13 protein-coding genes and 1 pseudogene are annotated in these 19626 nt (G+C 46.6%); 8 read left to right on the forward strand and 6 right to left on the reverse strand.

Annotated features, from left to right (window positions below):
- Positions 1-262 precede the first annotated feature (262 nt).
- The 3 genes and pseudogenes from DXT99_RS01930 to DXT99_RS27925 all read left to right on the forward strand — a co-directional run.
- Positions 263-1213 (forward strand): HNH endonuclease, encoded by a 951-nt coding sequence (locus DXT99_RS01930; RefSeq protein WP_115563832.1) that lies wholly within the window; start codon positions 263-265, stop codon positions 1211-1213.
- A 43-nt stretch (positions 1214-1256) separates the two neighbouring features.
- Positions 1257-4418 carry a DEAD/DEAH box helicase gene (locus DXT99_RS01935; protein WP_115563833.1) on the forward strand — a complete coding sequence of 1054 codons (3162 nt, stop codon included), beginning with the start codon at positions 1257-1259 and terminating at the stop codon, positions 4416-4418.
- Positions 4419-4430: 12 nt separating this feature from the next.
- Positions 4431-4580: pseudogene (locus tag DXT99_RS27925) on the forward strand (phosphorothioated DNA-binding restriction endonuclease); the annotation flags it as partial.
- A 147-nt stretch (positions 4581-4727) separates the two neighbouring features.
- Here the strand turns inward: DXT99_RS27925 and DXT99_RS01940 are convergent.
- Positions 4728-6914 carry a S9 family peptidase gene (locus DXT99_RS01940; RefSeq protein ID WP_115563875.1) on the reverse strand — a complete coding sequence of 729 codons (2187 nt, stop codon included), beginning with the start codon at positions 6912-6914 and terminating at the stop codon, positions 4728-4730.
- Between the two features lie 373 nt (positions 6915-7287).
- Positions 7288-7848 (reverse strand): fasciclin domain-containing protein, encoded by a 561-nt coding sequence (locus DXT99_RS01945; RefSeq protein ID WP_115563834.1) that lies wholly within the window; start codon positions 7846-7848, stop codon positions 7288-7290.
- A 193-nt stretch (positions 7849-8041) separates the two neighbouring features.
- Between DXT99_RS01945 and DXT99_RS01950 the strand changes: the two genes are divergently transcribed.
- Together DXT99_RS01950 and DXT99_RS01955 are read left to right on the forward strand one after the other, a co-directional pair.
- Complete coding sequence (locus tag DXT99_RS01950; protein ID WP_115563876.1) at positions 8042-8473, forward strand: hypothetical protein; 432 nt, start codon at positions 8042-8044, stop codon at positions 8471-8473.
- A gap of 168 nt (positions 8474-8641) precedes the next feature.
- Complete coding sequence (locus tag DXT99_RS01955) at positions 8642-9076, forward strand: hypothetical protein (protein ID WP_115563835.1); 435 nt, start codon at positions 8642-8644, stop codon at positions 9074-9076.
- A 444-nt stretch (positions 9077-9520) separates the two neighbouring features.
- Here the strand turns inward: DXT99_RS01955 and DXT99_RS01960 are convergent, their stop codons facing one another.
- The 3 genes from DXT99_RS01960 to DXT99_RS01970 form a co-directional block, all read right to left on the reverse strand.
- The gene (locus DXT99_RS01960) at positions 9521-11035 is read right to left on the reverse strand and encodes a SpoVR family protein (RefSeq protein ID WP_115563836.1); all 1515 of its coding nucleotides are present in this window, start codon (positions 11033-11035) and stop codon (positions 9521-9523) included.
- Between the two features lie 649 nt (positions 11036-11684).
- Entirely contained in the window at positions 11685-12953 is a 1269-nt protein-coding gene (locus DXT99_RS01965; RefSeq protein ID WP_115563837.1) for a YeaH/YhbH family protein, read from the reverse strand.
- Between the two features lie 187 nt (positions 12954-13140).
- Positions 13141-15069 (reverse strand): PrkA family serine protein kinase, encoded by a 1929-nt coding sequence (locus tag DXT99_RS01970; RefSeq protein WP_115563838.1) that lies wholly within the window; start codon positions 15067-15069, stop codon positions 13141-13143.
- A gap of 927 nt (positions 15070-15996) precedes the next feature.
- Between DXT99_RS01970 and DXT99_RS01975 the strand changes: the two genes are divergently transcribed.
- From DXT99_RS01975 to DXT99_RS26940, 3 genes are all read left to right on the forward strand, one after another.
- The gene (locus DXT99_RS01975) at positions 15997-16224 is read left to right on the forward strand and encodes a hypothetical protein (RefSeq protein ID WP_115563839.1); all 228 of its coding nucleotides are present in this window, start codon (positions 15997-15999) and stop codon (positions 16222-16224) included.
- A gap of 170 nt (positions 16225-16394) precedes the next feature.
- Positions 16395-17654 (forward strand): asparagine synthetase B, encoded by a 1260-nt coding sequence (locus DXT99_RS01980; RefSeq protein WP_115563840.1) that lies wholly within the window; start codon positions 16395-16397, stop codon positions 17652-17654.
- Positions 17655-17685: 31 nt separating this feature from the next.
- Complete coding sequence (locus tag DXT99_RS26940; RefSeq protein WP_181884999.1) at positions 17686-17835, forward strand: hypothetical protein; 150 nt, start codon at positions 17686-17688, stop codon at positions 17833-17835.
- A 212-nt stretch (positions 17836-18047) separates the two neighbouring features.
- On the opposite strand, the gene DXT99_RS01985 is transcribed toward DXT99_RS26940, so the two are convergent.
- Positions 18048-19304, reverse strand: a complete 1257-nt coding sequence (locus DXT99_RS01985; protein ID WP_115563841.1) for a metallophosphoesterase — start codon at positions 19302-19304, stop codon at positions 18048-18050.
- Between the last annotated feature and the right edge of the window lie 322 nt (positions 19305-19626).

Raw genomic sequence — 19626 nt, forward strand, 5'->3', positions numbered from 1 at the left:
GCAGCAGCGGTTATGTTGCCTCCGTCATGTCTGGAGATAGTCTGGGAATGAGAGGAGAAATGGAATTATGCCAGGAGGAGGAAGCAAGAGAGGTTCTTCATAATTTCATTAGTAGGTGCTGGAGGTGTTAAAGGCTTAGTAGGTTGTAAACTTAAAAGCTAGGCTCACATATTTTATATATTCAAGTTTGTATATTTGAGAATCACCTTAGAAAGTCAAGTAATCATCAAGGTGTTTTTTTTGCTTATTTATGTAAAAAAGAATGGCTTCTAATCCTTCTGCACTTAATACCTATTTAAAGAAGTTTACCAGACTGCGTCAGGGCGTTACCAAGTATGGGAAAGCACCTCATAAACCTGTACTGTTGCTTTCTTTTATTGAGCTATTTGAGAAAAGAGAAATCACAGACAACATGGTGTACATTTCACCAGAACTGGTGGCGCTGTTTAAAGAAACCTTTGCACTTTTGGTAAGGACGGCGCATACTTCCGATTTCTCACTACCGTTTTACCACTTAACTGCTGAAGGTTTCTGGACTGTAAGAACAAAAGTAGGAACAGCTTTGAATGTGCATATTAAAAGCATTAATACTCTGAACGAAGTTGTTGACTACGGCTGCTTTGCCGATGATCTTTATAGTTTACTGACCAACACGGAGAGCCGGAACATACTAAAGACAGTGCTCTTAGATCATTATTTCCCTAATACAAAATCAGAATATCTGAAGACGAAGCAAGGCGGTTATATACAAAATTTACAGAGCTACCTGCTTAACGAAAGCCCTGCAGGCTATGCTTTGGCATTAACCGATACAGACGAAGAAGAGCTGTTTATTCGTGGTGGCTTATTTAAAAAATTGGTACCACAAGTATACAATCATACTTGTTGCATTTCAGGTATGCGTCTGGTTTCCAATCACGGCTTTTCAATGATCGATGCTTGCCACATTGTACCTTTTAGCTTAAGTAAAGACGATAAGATAAACAACGGTTTGGCTCTTTGCCCTAACCTGCACCGCGCTTTTGATCGGGGGCTTATCTCTGTTGATGAAAGACTAACTGTGCTGGTTTCTGATGCAATAGCTGAAGATACTACAAATAACTATGCACTTCGACACCTAAAAAGGAAACCATTGACTTTACCTTTTGGAGCAAAGCACTATCCAGAGGCTGGTAATCTGGCGTGGCATCGCCAGCATGTTTTTAAAGGCTAAATCATTCCCCATTTTATTTTGATTTACTATACTTCCACAAAGGATGCTTAAAGAAGGAATTTACGAACAGCTAATTACCTCTTCGCTAAAGAACAAAATCGAAAGCTTATCATCAGAGAAGTTTTTTATAGCTCAGGCTCAAATTGATAAAGAAGAAGCAGCTAAGATACTGTCTGAGTACTTGATCTGTCTAATACAACTTGCTTTAAGGGAGTTAAAAAAGGAAGATATTAAAAAGCAGGTAAAATTCTGCAATGAGATCATTCAGTTTGTAGATGAAAAGATAAACCTAGATGCTAGTGATAGCTTGATATATTTTGAAGAACAAATTCTGACAGCTGTACTTGCCAAAATAGGTAAAAAAGACAAGCAACTGTTAGAAGACCTGAATCGCAAGATTCCCCAAACTGGCTTATCAGTTAGTAACCTATTTACAGGAAGTAACTCCGATATCTCTATTGATACAGAAATCGAGCGTGACATTTTATCTGCTGATAAGATCTATTGGATAGTCTCCTTTATAAGATGGTCTGGACTGCGAATATTTGAGCGAGCTTTAAAAGAGTTTACAGCGCGTGAAGGCGCCGAACTTCGCATTATCACGACTTCGTATATGGGAGCTACAGAGGCAAGAGCTTTGGATTTCTTATCGAGGCTTCCAAATACGAACATCAAGATTTCCTATCAAACAAAGATTGAACGACTCCATGCGAAGGCTTATATCTTCGAAAGAAACACTGCATTTAATACCGCTTTTATCGGTTCCTCTAATCTTTCTAAATCAGCTTTAACAAAAGGACTGGAGTGGAATTTAAGAGTAACCAGCCAGGAGAATCCGCACATTATAGAAAAGGCTAAAGCTACATTCGACCATTACTGGAACAGCATCGATTTCGAAGACTTTACTATCGGTGGTATAACTAAATTCAAGGAAGCCATACAGCAGGAAAAGCAAAGAGATAATGTAGTTTCGTTAACCGATTATTTTAAGATAACTCCCTTCCCTTTTCAGAAGGAAGTACTGGAAAAGCTGAAGGTGGAAAGGGAGTTATACAGCAACTATAGAAACCTTATTGTTGCTGCTACAGGTACAGGCAAAACGATTATCTCAGCCTTCGATTACCAACGGTTTTTCCTGTCACAAAAAGGCAAAGCAAACCTGCTGTTTATAGCGCACAGAAAAGAAATTTTAGAGCAGGCCGTTGTTTCTTTTAGAGCCGTACTCGGTGCTGGGTATAACGACTTCGGCCAACTGTGGGTAGGGAACCATACGCCACAAGATGGTGACTTAAAGCATCTCTTTGTCTCCATACAAACTTTCAATTCTCAAAAGGAGTTCTTTAGAGAAAGGTTCTCAGCAGACTACTATGATTTCATTGTAATAGACGAAGCGCACCACAGTCAAGCTGATACCTATCGTATTATCTTTGATCTGTTTTTGCCTAAGATCTTACTTGGACTAACTGCTACACCGGAACGAATGGACGGCAAAAGTTTGCTGCCAGATTTCAACGATAAAATTTCTGCGGAAATCAGGTTAGCAGATGCGCTTACTTTAAAACTGCTCAGCCCGTTTCAGTACTTCTGTATTTCAGATAATAGCGTCGATCTGAGAAAAGTTAAGTGGGAAGCGGGAAAGTATAACACCACTGACTTAACACATATCTTGTCGAGCAGGCAACGAGTAGCTTTAGTTATAGATGCCGTAGAGCATTACCTGACAGATCCCTTTGAATCGAAAACACTTTGCTTCTGTACCTCAAAAGCGCACGCACAATTTATGAGCGAAGCATTTATTAGGGCTGGCTATAGAGCGGTTTCTTTAGTTAGCGGTAATGGCAACGACTCGGAAAGAGCTACTATTCGGCAGCGACTCATTAAAGGTGAGATCAACTTCGTTTTTGTGGTTGACATATTTAATGAAGGGGTAGATATTCCTGAAATTGACACGATTTTATTTTTACGGCCTACAGAAAGTTTAACTGTATTCCTGCAGCAGTTGGGCCGTGGACTCAGGATTTCGGAAGGCAAAGAATGTTTAACGGTTTTGGACTTTGTGAGCCAGGCACATGAGCGGTATAATTTTGCTGATAAGTTTAGAGCGTTAGCAGGTAAATCGAGGTTTAATATTCAAAAAGAAATCGAAAACAACTTCCCTCATTTACCTCCGGGCTGTAATATCCGAATGGAAAAGCAAGCCAAGAACTATATTTTGGATAACATAAAAAATGCTATTTTCAATATCAGGAGATTACGAAGTGAAGTTATCAGCTTTCAGCATCATACACACCAGGAATTGACACTTGCTAATTTCCTAACATATCATCATCTGGATATCCGCTCAATTTATAAATACAGTACATGGTCTGAATTAAAGCAGGATGCTGGACTGCTAAATGACGAAACACAGGAGCATCACAGCCAGCTAGCTAAAGGATTAAAGAGGCTGGTTCAAATTGACTCTCCCTCCTATTTACAATTCATCGCTAATCTTATAGACAAAGGTTTTTACTTCGCTAGCACCGATGCGCTTGATAAACAATTTGCTTTAATGTTTTATTATGACATTTGGCAAAAGGGCATTGGGGAATATGGTTTTGCAAGTATAGAAGAAGGGCTGCGGGAGATAGCGAGATACCCGGTGCTTAAGAATGAGCTACAAGAGATTGTCGCTTACTTGAGAGGTCATCTAACCCATACTACCAAAGCAATTGATTTAGACTATCCGGTAGCGATGGAAGTACATGCTCGCTATTCGAGAGATGAAATATTGTGCGCCTTTGGCAAAACTACTCCTGAAAGAGCATTTCCATCTCAGGAAGGCGTTATTAATATTTCTGATCTAAATACAGAATTACTGCTAGTTACCTTGAATAAATCAGATAAAGATTTTTCCCCGAGCACGCAGTATGAAGACTATGCCATTAACGAAAAAATATTCCATTGGCAGTCACAAAACAAAACAGCTCCTGAAAGCCCAGTAGGTATCTCCTACATCAAACACAAGGAGTACAAGAAGAATCTACTTCTATTTGTTAGAGAAGAGAAAAAGGATGCTTATGGATTTACTAGTCCTTACTACTTTTTAGGCCCAGTAGAGTATCTTTCTCATAGTGGATCAAGACCTATGAATATTAATTGGGAATTACATGAGCCTATGCCTGCTTTCTTATGGAAAGGAGCAGCTAAAATGGCTGTAGGTTAATTTTATTAAAAACAATGCAATGGTTTAGGTGCAAACGAATGGTTACTACAGCACCATGGGAAATCTATCCAGCCACCGTAAAAGAAATTCTTCTATCCTGATCCGGAATTCACTATCTGGCATGTGAACGAAGTCTTCAAGGGCGGCTATAGAGATTTATAAATCTTCTTATTCGGTGAGCCTCACTTAGCTTAATGACAAATACGGTTGACTTAAGTACCTGATCTACTTCCTGCATTAGAACGTTTTAAAACACAAAAGCCGCTTCACAGATGAAGCGGCTTTTGTGTTTTAAATAAAAATTAGGAGTTAGAGTTTGGCAGTATCGCTGTTATTCAGCCAGCGCTCAAAAAACTCATAGGTTCGGAGCATCTGGTCGATGCGCTGCCGGTTGTTTCCGCTACGGGTAATTTCGTGTGTTGCTCCTGGGTGGCGCACGTACTCTACCGGCCTGTTTAAAATCTTCAGGCTTTTGTAAAGCATTTCACTTTGTATCACACCGGTACGTAAGTCATTCTCCCCATGAAAAATGATAAGCGGCGTCGTAATGTTCTGCACGTAGGTGAGCGGTGATTCTGATTGCAGAATAGGCTTACTGTCTGCTTCCCAGGGATACCCTCCGAAATAGTTCGGAACCAGGCGCCAGGCATTGCCCTCTCCGAAGAAGGTGCCCAGGTCGTACACACCGCGCTGCGAGCAGGCCGCAGCAAAGCGCTTGTCGTGGCCAAGTATCCAGGACACCATATAGCCGCCATAAGAACCACCTGTCACCGCTAAACGGGCCGTGTCTGCCCAGCCTTCGGCTACGGCATGGTCCAGGGCAGTGAGGATGTCGGTGGCTGGTCCGTTGCCCCAGTCTTTCATGTTGGCTCTCATAAACTCCTCTCCATAGCCGCCTGAGCCACGCGGGTTGCTGTATACCACCCCATATCCTCTTGAAGCGAAGAACTGGTACTCGTGCCACATACTGCCTTCACCCGGCCCCCACATAGCCGTAGGGCCGCCATGTATCTCCAGTAGCATCGGGTACTTTCTGCCAGCCTCATAGTTTGTTGGCTTCATCACCCAATATTCAATTGTCTGGCCTTTGCTGTTGGTGAAGGTCTTTTTCTCCGGCAGGCTCAGTTTCTTGTCTTTTACCCAATCATGGTTAAAGGATGAAATCCGCTTCTCATTTTTAGCCGCCGCATTCGCCAGGTACAACTCACTCGGATTGGCTACCTCCGTTTTTACATACACCAGCTTGTTTTTATGAACAGCAAAGCTCCCCACGCCACTGGTGAAGTCTGTGAGCTGCTCTACTTTTTTGCTTTTAGGGCTTACCCTGTTCAGGAGCACGCCTCCATTAGAGGGGGATGTAAAATACAGGTACTTGTCGTCCTCGGTCCAGGTGAGGTTGCTTTTATTTCGGTCATAAGGAATAGTAACCATGTCCGCTTCCGTACCATTTAAAGGCATAATGGCAAGCTGCGGAATTCTGACATCGTTGATGGGCTGGTACTGGAAAGCCAGCCATTTGCCTGAAGGTGACAAGGCAGCATTGCTATAAGCCATTTTTTTCTGCCCTAAGAGCTGCTGTAGCCCGCTTCCGTCTGTGTTGATGCTGAAGATTTCTGACTCCCGTGAGCGGTCGGGGTGCTCAGACTCGTCGTTGTCTCCTTCGAAAACAATTCGTTTGCCATCCTTTGTGAAGGCCGGATTGTAGCTGGTAGAAAAGCCCTGCGTCAGATCCCGTGGCGTAGCCTCCGGTCTGGCATCCATGATAAAGATGTGAGACAACTCTATGCTGCCCGTTACCCCCGCTTCTTCCTGAAAGTCGAGCTGGTTAATAACTTTGGCTTTGTTGTCCTTTTCGTTTTTATCCAGGTAAGAGCGTATTTCAGCTAAGGAGCCATCAGCATTTGGCCTGGTTGGATTTAGGTTCAGGTTCTCGTTCTGAAAGAAACCCGGCTTCTCGTAAGACCACTTGGGTATCTCCTTGTTCGGGTTGAGCAGGGAATCAGATAAAAACTCCTTTAAGCCGAAGCCGGAAGTAAAAAGAAGCTGTTTGCCGTCGGGGCTCCACACCGGGCTGTTCGCGCCGTAGGTAAACTTCGTCAACTGCACCGGCTCGCCCCCTTCCATCGAAAGCAGGTAAATCTGGGGCTTGCCGTCTGTTGCTCTTACAAAAGCCAGTTGCTTCCCGTCGGGGCTCCAGGCAGGCTGCGAAGCGCTGTTGCTGCCATAGGTTATCTGCCGGGGAGCCTGCGCTGTGTTATTAACAGGCATTAAGAACAGCTGCGTGCTGTACTTGTACTCGGCCGCATCAGCAGGGTCTGGCTCAATGCTGGTGACGGAGAAAGCGGCCTTATTCCCATCGGGTGTAAGTGCTATACTGCCTATCTGCTTTATCTTCAGTAAGTCTGTTACCTTGACAGGCTCCTTACCATTCTGAGCATGTGAAGAAAGTGCTACCACCAAAAAGCAGAAAAGCAGCACGAAAGGGTTCTTTTTCATTTTATTCATATAACAATATAAGGTGAGATTGCTTTTGCCGGAGCGCAAGCCGGAACATGCTTACAAAGATAATAATCCATATGACGTGAAGAGGGTGTTGCGGCAATATTGCGGATCAGATAAAAAGCAACTTCAGCAAAGGATAGGTTCTGGTATATTTTCTGATCCCATTCGTAAAGCACCCCCTGATGTCCTGTCTTTTTGCATCGTCCTGTTTTGTCTTTTATGAGGTAAAAGCTGTATAGCTTGCGCAGATTTTACCAGCGTGCCGCTGAATTAAAGCGGCGGCGCCTGTGCACGGCACCTGAAGAAATAAAAAAACCAGCCAGGTTTTTTAAACCTGGCTGGCCACTTAGGTGCTGTGTTGGTTAAATTACATTGCTGAAGGAGGCAGCATCACTTTATCAATCACATGCACGACACCGTTAGATGCCTCTATATTGGGCATGGTTACATTGGCGTCGTTAATCATCACTTTATCTCCTTCCGTCATCACTTCCACTTCATCCTCACTCAGGGTGCTTACTTTCATCCCGTCAGACAGGTCTGCAGCCATCACACTTCCGGATGTAACATGGTAGGTCAGGATGTCGATGAGTTTCTGCTTGTTCTCTGGCTTTAGCAGGTCGTCCAGCGTACCTGCCGGAAGAGCTTCAAACGCTTCGTTGGTAGGCGCAAAAACGGTATAGGGGCCTCCGTCCTGCAGGGTGCCAGCTAAATCTGCTGCCTGCAAGGCCTGCACCAGCGTAGACAGTTGCGGCGTGTTGGAAGCTAGCTCCACGATATTCGGGTTTGCTGCTTCCATGGTGGTGGCATCAGTCGCCATGGCTTCTGTGTTATCCGTCATTACTTCAGCGCTTTCTGTGGTTGGTTCGTTGCCGCCGCATCCATATAGGAACAAAGCTGCACAAACAAAAATACTTACCTTCTTCATAGTTTTAAATTTAAATGATTGGTTGGTTTTCAGAAGGTTAACTAAGGAGTAGCTATAATGTTTAATTATATATTATCATGGGCAGATGGAGCAGCCAGGGATCAATAGGCTTTTTCGCATGAATTGGGTTTATTCGTACAAAGGCAAAGGCTGCCGGTTCTTCAGAAACGCGTTACAAACCAGAAAGGCACAAATGCATCAACACAAGAATCTCCCTATATACCGCAAAGGGGAAGAAATTTATCACCTCACCTCCTGCATTGTAGAACTGGTGCCCGAAGAAGACATCATGCTGCAGCACATCCGGGAGTTTATGCTTCAGGATGCTGCCTTGCTCACAGTGAAGGTGGCGGGTGCGGCAGGTGCCGACCTCTACAGTATCCGGATGGAGAACGCCGTGCTGATACGCAAAGCGGCCCGGGACCTGCTCACCAACTGCACAGCTCTAAAGCTTTACGGCTTTCAGGATACCACCTACCTACCCCTCCTCCGCCACGCCATTGAAGAATACCGGCTGCTTTTCCTGGAGTGGGTTGCCGGCTTCGATCCCTGGAATTATGTCTGGGACGACTGGGGCCTGTTTAACCCTCCAGGGGCCAGTGAACAGGAAGACGGGGACCTGTAAAGGCAAGCGACTGGTTTCCTTTCCCTGAAAAACGCCGGAAAATGAATTTGTCTGATTTCGCCCGGCAGGAACACCGGAAACACAGCGCAACAAAAACAGGCCTGCGTTTTATGCGCCTCTCCTTTACTATTATTTCCTATATTTACAGCTGAAAAATTAAACGATACAATGTATACAGGATTACAGCACTTACATTCTTACATAGCCTATCTGGTATTGCTAGGGCTCATTATCAGCTTTTTAGCGGCGCTTGCCGGCTTGTTTGGGAACAGGACTTTTTCGGACAAAGACAGAAAACTAAGCCTGCTCGGCCTTATTCCGGTGCACCTGCAGTGGGTAATAGGCGTTATTTTGTACTTTGTTTCGCCAAGGGGTCTGCCAAACTTTTCAGGCGAAGCCATGGGCGACAGCGTAGCCAGACTTTATATGCTGGAGCACCCGCTTACCATGATCATAGCCGTTGTGCTGATAACGATTGGCTACTCCCGCGCAAAGCGCATGCTGGGCAAGAACGCAGGGTTCAAGTCCATCGCCATTTTTTACGGGATTGGCCTGGCGCTGATTCTCCTCCGCATTCCCTGGATTTCGTGGCCGGGTAACTAGGCAAACATGATGGCCCCCTGCTCGGTGGAAATTCCACAAAACAGGGGGCCATTTCGTTAAAGGGCTTTTAGCGCCTGTTTAAATTTGTTTTTGAAGCGCAGGTGAGCCTTGTAATAAATTTCAAACGTGCCTTCATCCCGACTTTAGCAGGTTTACAAAACTGATGGCACCACAAAGTCCCATCGGGACGACCTGTTGATAGCCGAATAGTCTTCATAACACCCAAGCTCCAGAGGAGCGGCCTGTTTAGGATATAATTACAGACCGCTCCTCTGGAGCTAAAAGTGCCGATGGCTATTATACTATCAACAGGTCGTCCCGCTGGGACTAAAAATATTGAATAAGGGACTGCGCAGTAGCTGTAAAGCTGTCTTCACTTTGTGAAAATGATAAAGTAGGGCTTGTACAGCTGCAAAGCCAGAAGGTTTCCGCCCACTCACCTGCCTACTTCACCTCAAAGGTGCTCTCATTTATTCCCAGCTTGTTTTTAGACTGAAGTTCTACCGGGAATCCCCACAGATAACGGATATGCTCGAGGGTGGTCTGGGTGCTGTCCGTGTCCAGGCGGCGGTCTTTCTGAATGTAATGCGTCAGGTACAGTTTGCTTGTCTGGTGCAGGTCTACTTTCGTTACCTGTATATTGGGTACATAAGAAGAGCGGTCGTATTGGTTGCTCAGCTGCAGCCGTACTTTTTTATAGCCCCGCTCGTTGTGGATGGCCCCAATCTCATAGGTATCTTCCAGCTCGTTGTCCACGATGGTAAACAACTTCATGTCGCGGATAACCTTCGGCGACAGGTACTGCAAAATAAAGCTGTCGTCCCGGAAGTTCTCCATCACATAATGCACCTGCTGCAGCCAGTCCTTACCAATCAGGTCAGGGAACCACTGTCTGTCTTCCTCGGTCGGCTCCTGGCAGATGCGCTTGATATCCATGAAAATGTTAAAGCCCAGCGTGTAGGGGTTCAGGCCTGAGTAGTATTTGCTGTTGTACTCGGGCTGGTACAATACCCCGCTATGGCTTTTGAAGAACTCCAGCATAAAGCCGTCGTTCACGTAGCCTTCCTCAAACATTTTGTTGATGAGGTGATAGTGCGTGAAAGTGGCGAAGCCCTCGTTCATTACCTTGGTAGCGCCCTGAGGGTAAAAGTACTGCGATACTTTGCGCACAATCCGGATAATTTCTCTTTTCCATTGCGGCAGTGCCGGGGCATACTTTTCTATAAAGTACAGGATGTTCTCTTCCGGCTCGTCTGGAAACTTATCCTCCTCTCCTGCCATAGCCTCCGGCGTGGGGGGCGGTGTCGGCAGCGTTTTCCATAACTCGTTATAATTCTCCCTTTTGATGTGCGTCAGCTTTTTCAACCTTTCGTTTTCTTCCCTGGCAGTTACTTTAGAGGGTTTTTTATATTTGTCTACCCCGTGGTACATCAGGGCATGGGCAGCATCCAGCACCATTTCAACTTCCTCTTCCCCATGCTCCTCTTCGCACTTCATAATAAACTCGCGGGCAAAAACCATATAGTCCACAATAGAGTCGGCCGAGGTCCAGTCGAGGAACATGTAATTGTTGGCGAAAAAGGCATTGTGGCCCTGGCAGGCATGCGCAATCACGAGCAGCATCATACAGGTGGAGTTGTTCTCCATGTTATAGCTGATGCAGGGGTTGGAGTTGATGACCAGTTCATAGGAAAGCCCCATGCGGCCCTTGGTATAGTTGTTCTGGTTCAGGACAAAGTCCTTTCCGAACTTCCAGTGCGGGTAAGAAGTAGGCAAACCAGTCAGGGCATAAGCATCCAGCATCTGCTCCGACGTCACGATTTCTATCTGGTTCGGATAGGTTTTAAGCTTCAGGTACTCCCGCCCGAATCTGCTGATCACCTCATCGGCCGCCTCCAGCGTGTCGTAGTCCCAGTTGGGATTACAAAACATCGCTCTGTATTTATCTTTATCCATCATGAGTGGTTTAATTAAAGATTTTTAGTTTGCTTATTATGTAAAGCTGTAGCTGCCGTCGCAGGTGCGTACTTGCAGCGTGGGTTTTTGCTTTTATCTTGAGGTTTGCCCCGGTTCCTGTATCCAACCACCCCTAACCCCTCCTGGGGGTGCAGGGGCCCCCTTTAGAGTTTAAGGAGGGGAGCCTGCTTTTCCGGCTTTACCTCTCTTGTTGTATAGCAAACGGTTGTTTCATATCTTATTTCATTTACTTTTTTCAGTCCTGTACCTCGTAAATTAATAAAGCCTGCTATGGTAAAGGCAGAGTGAATTAGTAATACAAGACTCCCCTCCTTAGACAAGGAGGGGCAGGGGTGGTTGGACAACTCTCTCCCTGCACTAAAATTTGCTAACAGCTAATACTTCAAAAACAATACTTGCTTTGTCAAATATAAATGGCATTCGAGGTGAAGCACAAAATTAGCTTATCTGGAATGTACGTCACAAGCAGGCCTGTTTCAGGTAGAGAGGTACAAACTGCAAGCTCTCACCAACGGTTCGTCCACTAGATTGTAACAGCAGGAGATGAAGGTGATTTTACATCTCCAGAAATCCTCTAAATCCTTCCTCATCAAGAAAATCCTGATTCAGACAAAACTCCTGATGCAGACAATTACCCTGCCGCCACGGTCTCCCGCTTTTTGAAGAGCCCCTGGAAGACAGGCCATATTTCGTAGGTCTCGTACACGTGGCGTATTGAGAAATCCTCGTTGTTGCTGATCCGTCTATAGGCCTGCCACAGATCGCTTTCTCTTGCCTTCCTGTTAATTTCGATATAGGCCATAAACTGGATAGCAGGTAATATGGTGCTTTGCAGCAGTTTCTTACACTCCAGCGCATCTTCCCTGGACCATACGTCCCCGTCGGATGCCTGGCAGCAGTACACGTTCCAACTCTCGTCATACCTTTCGCGGATAATCTTGTCCATCAGTTTCAGGGAAGGGGCCACCACGGTGCCGCCGCTTTCCCTTGAGTTGAAAAACTCCTCCTCGTTTACTTCTTTGGCCTCGGTGTGGTGCCGGATAAAAACGAGCTCCACATTTTTGTACTGCCTTGTCAGGAAGATGTATAAGAGCGTGAAAAACCGTTTGGCAATGTCTTTTTCGTGATATCCCATCGAAGCCGACACGTCCATGATGCAGAACATCACAGCAGAGGTAACCGGAATCGGCACCCGTTCAAAGTTGTTGTACCGCAGGTCGAGGTCTTCGAAAAAAGGAATTGTATTGGCCTGCCGGGTCACTTTCTCAATTTCAAATTCAAGGGCTGCTCTTTCTTCCGGACCGGTGGCCGCGGCAAGCTGCTCCTGCAGGGCCTTCAGTTTTTTATCAAACACACCTTTCAACGCTAATTGCCGCCCCAGCGACTGCTGATAACTGGTTTTGATGTTTAACCGGGAAGGAACGCTGTCTCTGGTATAGCCGGCCCGCCGCATCGAGAAGTTTTCGGTGCTTTCCATCAGCTTCTTCACCATGTTGGGCAGCGCCAGGTCATCAAAGAAATACTTCAGAAACTCCTCCCGCGACAAGACCACCGTAAACTCATCTTCCGTAGTATCGGGGCTGTTAGAACCTTTCCCGTTGCCGCCTCCTCCACCGCCTTCCTTTGGTTTGGGCACACGGTCACCTTCCTGGAACTTATCGTTCCCCGGCTTCACGATTTGCTTTTTCCCGCTTTTGGAGTCATGCCGGAAGCTCGGCTCATCCAGCCCACGCACAGGCACTTTTACACTGCCCCCGGTCTGGCTGTCAGTAATACTTTCCTGGCTGATAATATCAGGGATGGCCTTTTTGATCTGGTGCTCGACCCGCTTCAGGAATTTCTGCCGGTTACCAGTAGACTTCCCCTTATCATTCTTTCTTCTATCGATTATGCTACTCATGAGAGTTAGAGAGTTATTTTGAGTTAAAAAGTTAGAGAATTAGAAAGTTAGAAAGTTTTAAAATGGAAGTTAGGATGTAATGTCTAGCTGGAATAAGGAAAGGATTGCACTTCGACTTTCTACTTCCTAACATTCTGACTTAGCATAACTTTCTAACTTTCTAACTTTCCAACTTTCTAACTTCCCCCTATCCCATCGTCTTCCTTACCCGCATAAACCAATCCACCAGTATGCGGATCTGCTTATCGGTATAGCCCCTGTCCTTCATCCTTCTGGTGAAGTCCATGTGCTTCTTCTCATCCTCCTCATTGGATTTCGCAGTGAAGGAAACCACCGGCAGCAGGTCTTCTGTATTGGTGAAGATCTTTTTCTCGATAACGTTTTTGATTTTCTCGTACGAGTCCCACCTTGGGCTTTCTCCCCCATGGTTGGCCTTGTAGCGCAGCGTGAAGTTGGTGACCTCCGCCCGGAAATCTTTTGGATTGGCGATGCCGGCTGGCTTCTCGATTTTCTCCAGTTCGGCGTTCAGGATGCTCCTGTCGAAGATCTCCCCTGAGTCCGGATCGCGGAAATCGTTGTTCTGCATCCAGTGGTCAGCATAAATCACGTACTTGTCAAAGATGTTCTGCCCGTAAGAGGAATAAGACTCGATATAAGCTTTCTGGATCTCATCAGAAATAAACTCAGCATACTTGCTGGCCAGCACCGACTTGATCAGGTGCAGGTACTTCGTTTCTGTTTCAGGAGGAAGCATCATTTTTATCACCTCCTGCTCCAGCACATAAAGCAGGTGCACCGGGTTGGCAGCAATTTCCTCACTGTCGAAGTTAAACACCCTGGAAAGGATTTTAAAGGCAAATCGGGTGGAGATACCCTGCATACCTTCGTTAATGCCGGCATCATCGCGGTATTCCTGTATAGATTTGGCGTTCGGATCTGTTTCCCGCAGTGTTTCGCCGTTATACACCCGCATCTTGGAGTAGATAGTGGAGTTCTCAGGCTCCTTCAGCCGCGACATAACAGAGAATTCTGCCAGCAGCTCAATGGTTTTAGGAGCGCAGGGGGCTTTCTTCAGCGAGCTTTCCTGAATAAGCTTTTCGTAAATCTTGATTTCTTCGCTCACGCGCAGGCAGTAAGGCACCTGTACTTTGTAGATACGGTCCAGGAAGGCTTCGTTCTTTTTGTCGTTGAGGAACTTGGACCATTCCGATTCGTTGGAGTGCGCCAGGATGATGCCATCGAAAGGAATAGCGCCGATGGGCTCCGTGCCTTTGTAGTTTTTTTCCTGTGTGGCTGTCAGTAAAGGGTTGAGCACTTTTATCGGGGCCTTGAACATCTCCACAAACTCCAGCAGGCCCTGGTTTGCCAGGCAGAGGCCACCGGTATAGGAGTAAGCATCCGGATCACTTTGCTGAAATTCAGCCAGTTTCCGGATATCGACTTTACCCACCAGCGTCGAAATATCCTGGTTGTTTTCATCACCCGGCTCTGTTTTGGAGATGGCAATCTGCTCCTGAATAGAAGGGTACAGCATGATCACCTTAAACTTGTTGATGTCGCCACCAAACTCCCTAAGCCTTTTAGAAGCCCAGGGGCTCATGCAACCCGGCACATAGCGGGACGGGATATTATACTCCTGCTCCAGTTCCTCGGTATAATCGGCAAACAAACCCAGCGGGCTTTCAAATACCGGGCTTACCTCTTCACCTGCCTTCAGCACATAGATAGGGTGCTGCTGCATTAAGTGCTTCAGCTTTTCAGCCAGGGAGCTCTTACCCCCTCCTACCGGGCCCATCAGGTACAGAATCTGCTTCTTTTCTTCCAGGCCCTGCGCCGAGTGCCTGAAATAAGACACGATCTGCTCCACGGTGCTTTCCATGCCATAAAAGTCTTTGAAGGCTGGATATACTTTTATCTTCTTGTTGGAGAAGATTCTGCTTAGCACAGGATCCTGGCGAGTATCCAGCATCTCCGGCTCCCCGATGGCTGCCAGTATCCTTTCAGCAGGCTTGGCATATACCTTCGGGTTCTTCTTACACTCCTCGAGATAGGCAGCTACTGTCATCTCGTTCATAGAGGCACTGTAATTTGTCTTTATCTTTTCTAAAATGTTCATAGGGTGTGTCATTTATAACATAGTCAGAATCATTTTACAACATAGAGCAAAAGCAGTTTCTCAACCTATCTAGCTGGAGTTTAAGCTACTGCTAAGCAACTAATCCTATCATGGTGATGTAATGTATGGGTGCTTGATTATTTGATTTCGAAAACAGAAGATACTTAATTTTCAGCAAAATGTCTATCTGAAATTAAAATCTTTTGCTCTTTCTGTTATTCCTTTTGTGTCTTGCTATAACTGATAAGCGTGGTAATGGTCCACAACAGCTGCTATCAAGGCTTTATAAAGCGTGAAGGGTATGCTGCAACAGCGCCTGCTTTATACTGCCTGCCATAGAGTAATTTGTATTCTTCGGGGCAAAAGCAATTTTGTACACCCTGTGTTATACACAAGGGGATTATTTGCTTTGAGCTGCCGAAACTAAAAAACAAGGAGCAAGCAATGCCTGCGCTTTGTTTTGATTTTGGGGGCTAATACAGGAACAGCGATTAGATATTATAAATTCAAAATGGATTATATTTTATAAAAAAATGATGCAAAATCCGTATAAATCCTGCTGAAGAAGAGACAAATTCAGTGAAGGTGTATTTTCTCATCACCGGTATCGCTCCCTATCCAATTTGCTAACAGTCCTTTACCTGTCATTGTTTTCCATCCATTTTTTTAAATAAAACAAGTTGCGGTATACTCCTTTCACTGTTTCGCTACCGTTAAAGACCCACCCCTGCCCCTCCCAAGAGGGGAATTTCGGTTCAGAAGAAAGATTCCCCTCCTCGGAGGGGCAGGGGTGGGTTCATTTCAGCTACAAAAGAATAATCGCAACATGAGTTAAATAAAACAAGTGCCACACAACCTGTACCGGCTGAATGACCTCTATACAGAACGCAGTTCCATAACTTTTAGCCCCGATTCTACTTATAAGGAATGAACAACAAATATAAAAGAGCTATGGAAGAAGAAAAGAAAAAAGCCGCATCGGTGGAAAAAGAAGGAGAAAAAGTAACAGGCGGCGCTGACGCAGCAGACAAAGACACCAACACGACTAATTCCGGAGAGGGTGGCGAAGAGTATATACCGGATAACGCCACCAAGAGAGAGAACTCAACGGGCTATAATGAGCTGCCGGAGCAAAGCAAAGTAGGCGGCGACTAGTGCCGTTCAGATTATATGCAGGATACCAGTAGATTGAAAGAGCACCTCCAGGGTGCTCTTTTTTTGCCCCCTTTAACTGCTGCATGATGTCAATTACTAAAAAAAGAGGCGTATAGGATGAATTCATGAATTAAAATCATATATTTAAACTATACCCTACCGGCCTGACTATGAGCAAGATCTTCCTCATCAACCTCGCCTCTGTGCTTCTCTTTGCCTTCAATGCCACTGCCAACCAGCTGCTGGTGCCCATGGACGATGCCCAGAAAAATCATCTGAAAGCATACGGAGTGGCTTATTGGGTGCTGCAGCACCAGCAGGAAGTGGACTGGCTACTCAATTACCGGGGCGGCAGCTTCGGGTTCCGCCAAACGCCCCAGTTCGAGGAGGAATTACGTGCCAGGGGCATCAGTTATGCCATCCTCTCAGACAACCAGTACAATATTATTCTGCAACAGATCGCCGACCCGGACGCGAACATGGAAGTGATGAAGCTGGAGAAGGTGCCGAAAATTGCCGTGTACTCCCCCAAAACAGACCAGCCTTGGGACGATGCTGTGACGCTGGTGCTTGATTATGCCGAGATTCCGTATGAACATGTGTTTGATGAAGAGGTGCTGGCCAAAGAGCTTCCCCGCTACGACTGGCTGCACCTGCACCACGAGGACTTTACCGGACAGTATGGCAAATCCGGCCGCCGCCACCAAAGCTGGCTGAAGGTACAGCAGCAGGAATCGCAGGAACTGGCCAGCAGGTACGGCTACAGCAAGGTGACGCAGATGAAGCTAGGGGTGGTAAAAGAAATCAAAGCGTTTGTGGCTGGAGGCGGCTTTATGTTTGCCATGTGCTCCGCCACCGACACCTATGATATAGCCCTGGCCGCCAACGGCGTAGACATAGTGGATGCCATGTATGACGGCGACGACGTGGATCCGGAAGCGCAGCAGAAGCTTGACTTCAGCCAGAGCTTCGCCTTCAAAGATTTTGAAGTGTACCTGAGCCCTTACAACCGGGAGTTCTCCAGCATCGACAACCAGCGCCGGGAACGCGGCCTGTACGAGGGAGAAGACTACTTCTCGCTCTTCACCTTCTCCGCCAAGTGGGACCACATCCCGACAATGCTCACACAGAACCATGAGAAAACCATCAGAGGCTTTATGGGCCAGACCACTGCGTTCAAAAAACAGTATGTGAAGGGAGCAGCCACTATTATGGGCGTATCCGAAGAGGCCGGTGAAGTACGCTACCTGAACGGCAGCGTCGGCAAAGGCACTTGGACCTTTTATGGCGGCCACGACCCGGAAGATTACTGGCACATGCCAGGCGAACCCCCAACAGACCTGGCCCTCTATCCCAACTCCCCCGGCTATCGCCTTATCCTCAACAACATTCTCTTCCCCGCCGCCAAAAAGAAAAAGCCTAAAACCTGACCAGGATTTTTCTTTTTGAATATGTGCAGCCTTGCCAGCACGAAGTGAAGGTGTTTCCAGTCTTTGGGTTGAGCGCCTTGTATTTGATGCGGTGCTGAGCGACAGCGAGGCAGCCGGAGCAGAGCGGAGGCAGCTTCAAATGCACAGCGCGATGCCCGAAGACGAGGCTTCTCGGCCTTGAGAGCTCAGCGCAATGGAAATGAAACAGTAGGTAAGATGCCGCTGGATGAACTGTTACAACGGCAGCTTAGGTAAACTTACTTTACACTATATAGTCTTTCATATGCCGGGTCAAACCACCCCTACCCCTCCTTGTCCAAGGAGGGGAGTAAAAACTCTCTCTATATAATATATCAGCATATCCAATCATCTCCACATCTTCAAATCAAAATATTAAACTTTTCCTTTCCGCAACTCCAGCACCGTAACCTCCGGCCAGATACCTACTCTTCCGCTGAAACCGATAAAGCCGAAGCCGCGGTTTACGTACAGCAAGCGCTGGTTGTCTTTTGCCAGTCCGGCCCAGTTCTCGTAGCGGTACTGCACGGGGCTCCAGCGCACCAGCGGCGTTTCTACCCCAAACTGCATGCCGTGGGTGTGCCCGGAGAGGGTCAGGTGCACGTGCGAGGGGTGCGTTTTCACCACCTCATCCCAATGCGAGGGATCATGGGAAAGCAGGACTTTGAAAGCATCTTCCTCTACCCCTGTTAAAGCCTTGTCCAGGTCACCTTTCTGAATAAAACCCCTTCCCCAGTTCTCCACGCCTACCAAGGCCAGTTTCTGGCCGTCCTTTTCGACCAGCACATGCTCATCCAGGAGCAGGCGATAGCCCATTGCAGCATGGTGCTGCTTCAGGCGCTCCAGGTTAGCCTCCTGCGCCGCCTCACTGTCCCACTCGGCGTACATACCGTAATCATGGTTTCCTAGAACAGCGTACTGCCCATAGGGCGCCCTGATTTGCCCGAAGCCATCCATATAAGGCACAATCTCGGAGGCGTAGTCGTTCACCAGATCACCGGTAAACACAAACATATCCGATTGCTGCGCCTTTATCAGCTCGATGCCGCGCTGCACGGCAGCAGCATTATCAAAACTGCCCGAATGCACATCCGATACCTGCGTGATAGTGAAACCATCAAAAGCCTCGGGCAGGTCGTCAAAGTATAAAGTGTGCCGGTGAACGGTATAATCGTACTTGCCTTTCACGGTGCCATATATAAAGGAGAAGAAAGGAATACTGGCCAGCCCCAGCGCCAACTGGCTCATAAACTTCCTGCGCTCCGGGAAAAGCGGCTCCTTCTGCTTCCCTTTTTTATCTTTCCTCCTGAAGAAGGGAACAACAGCTGCACCAGACCGGAAGATATCTTCTGCAAAGAGCACCAGCGTAAAAACAATTTTAGTGACAAAAAAGGTAAGAAAGGCATTGATAAACCACTGGATAAGCGGTGTGGACCTGTCGGCAGAAAAACGAAAGTAGATAGCAAAGCCAAAACCGATGATAAAGCCGATAAAGAAAACCCAGTAGGCCCTGTATATTATTTTACGCACCCGCTGTGAACGCCAGTTAGCGGTAAGGCGTTTTAAGCCCTGAAATACATACCAGTCCAGGATAAGGGTGATAATTCCCAGTATTAAAATAAATTGCGACATTTGAGCTTCTAAAAAATCCGGACAGGAAAAATCCGACAACAATGTTTTACCCAGCGCACCTTATATCGCTGTGCCGCTATAGCTAACGGCTGTGCCTGGAATTTAGATATATAAATCCCAGGCACAGCCTCCTCCGTATTCCGGCGTTTTTACCTGAGCGCATGTAGGAATACATAGTAGTAGCACGTAGTTTTAGAAGCGGGAAAAGGTGACTTTATGTATTAACAAGGCTTTCTTGCAGCTCAAAGAATAAAGTTTAAACTTGCTCTTACCTGGATTCAACGGACAAACTCCCGTAAACACTTCGGCAGCGTTATGATCT

Source organism: Pontibacter diazotrophicus, assembly GCF_003367245.1.
GTDB lineage: Bacteria > Bacteroidota > Bacteroidia > Cytophagales > Hymenobacteraceae > Pontibacter > Pontibacter diazotrophicus.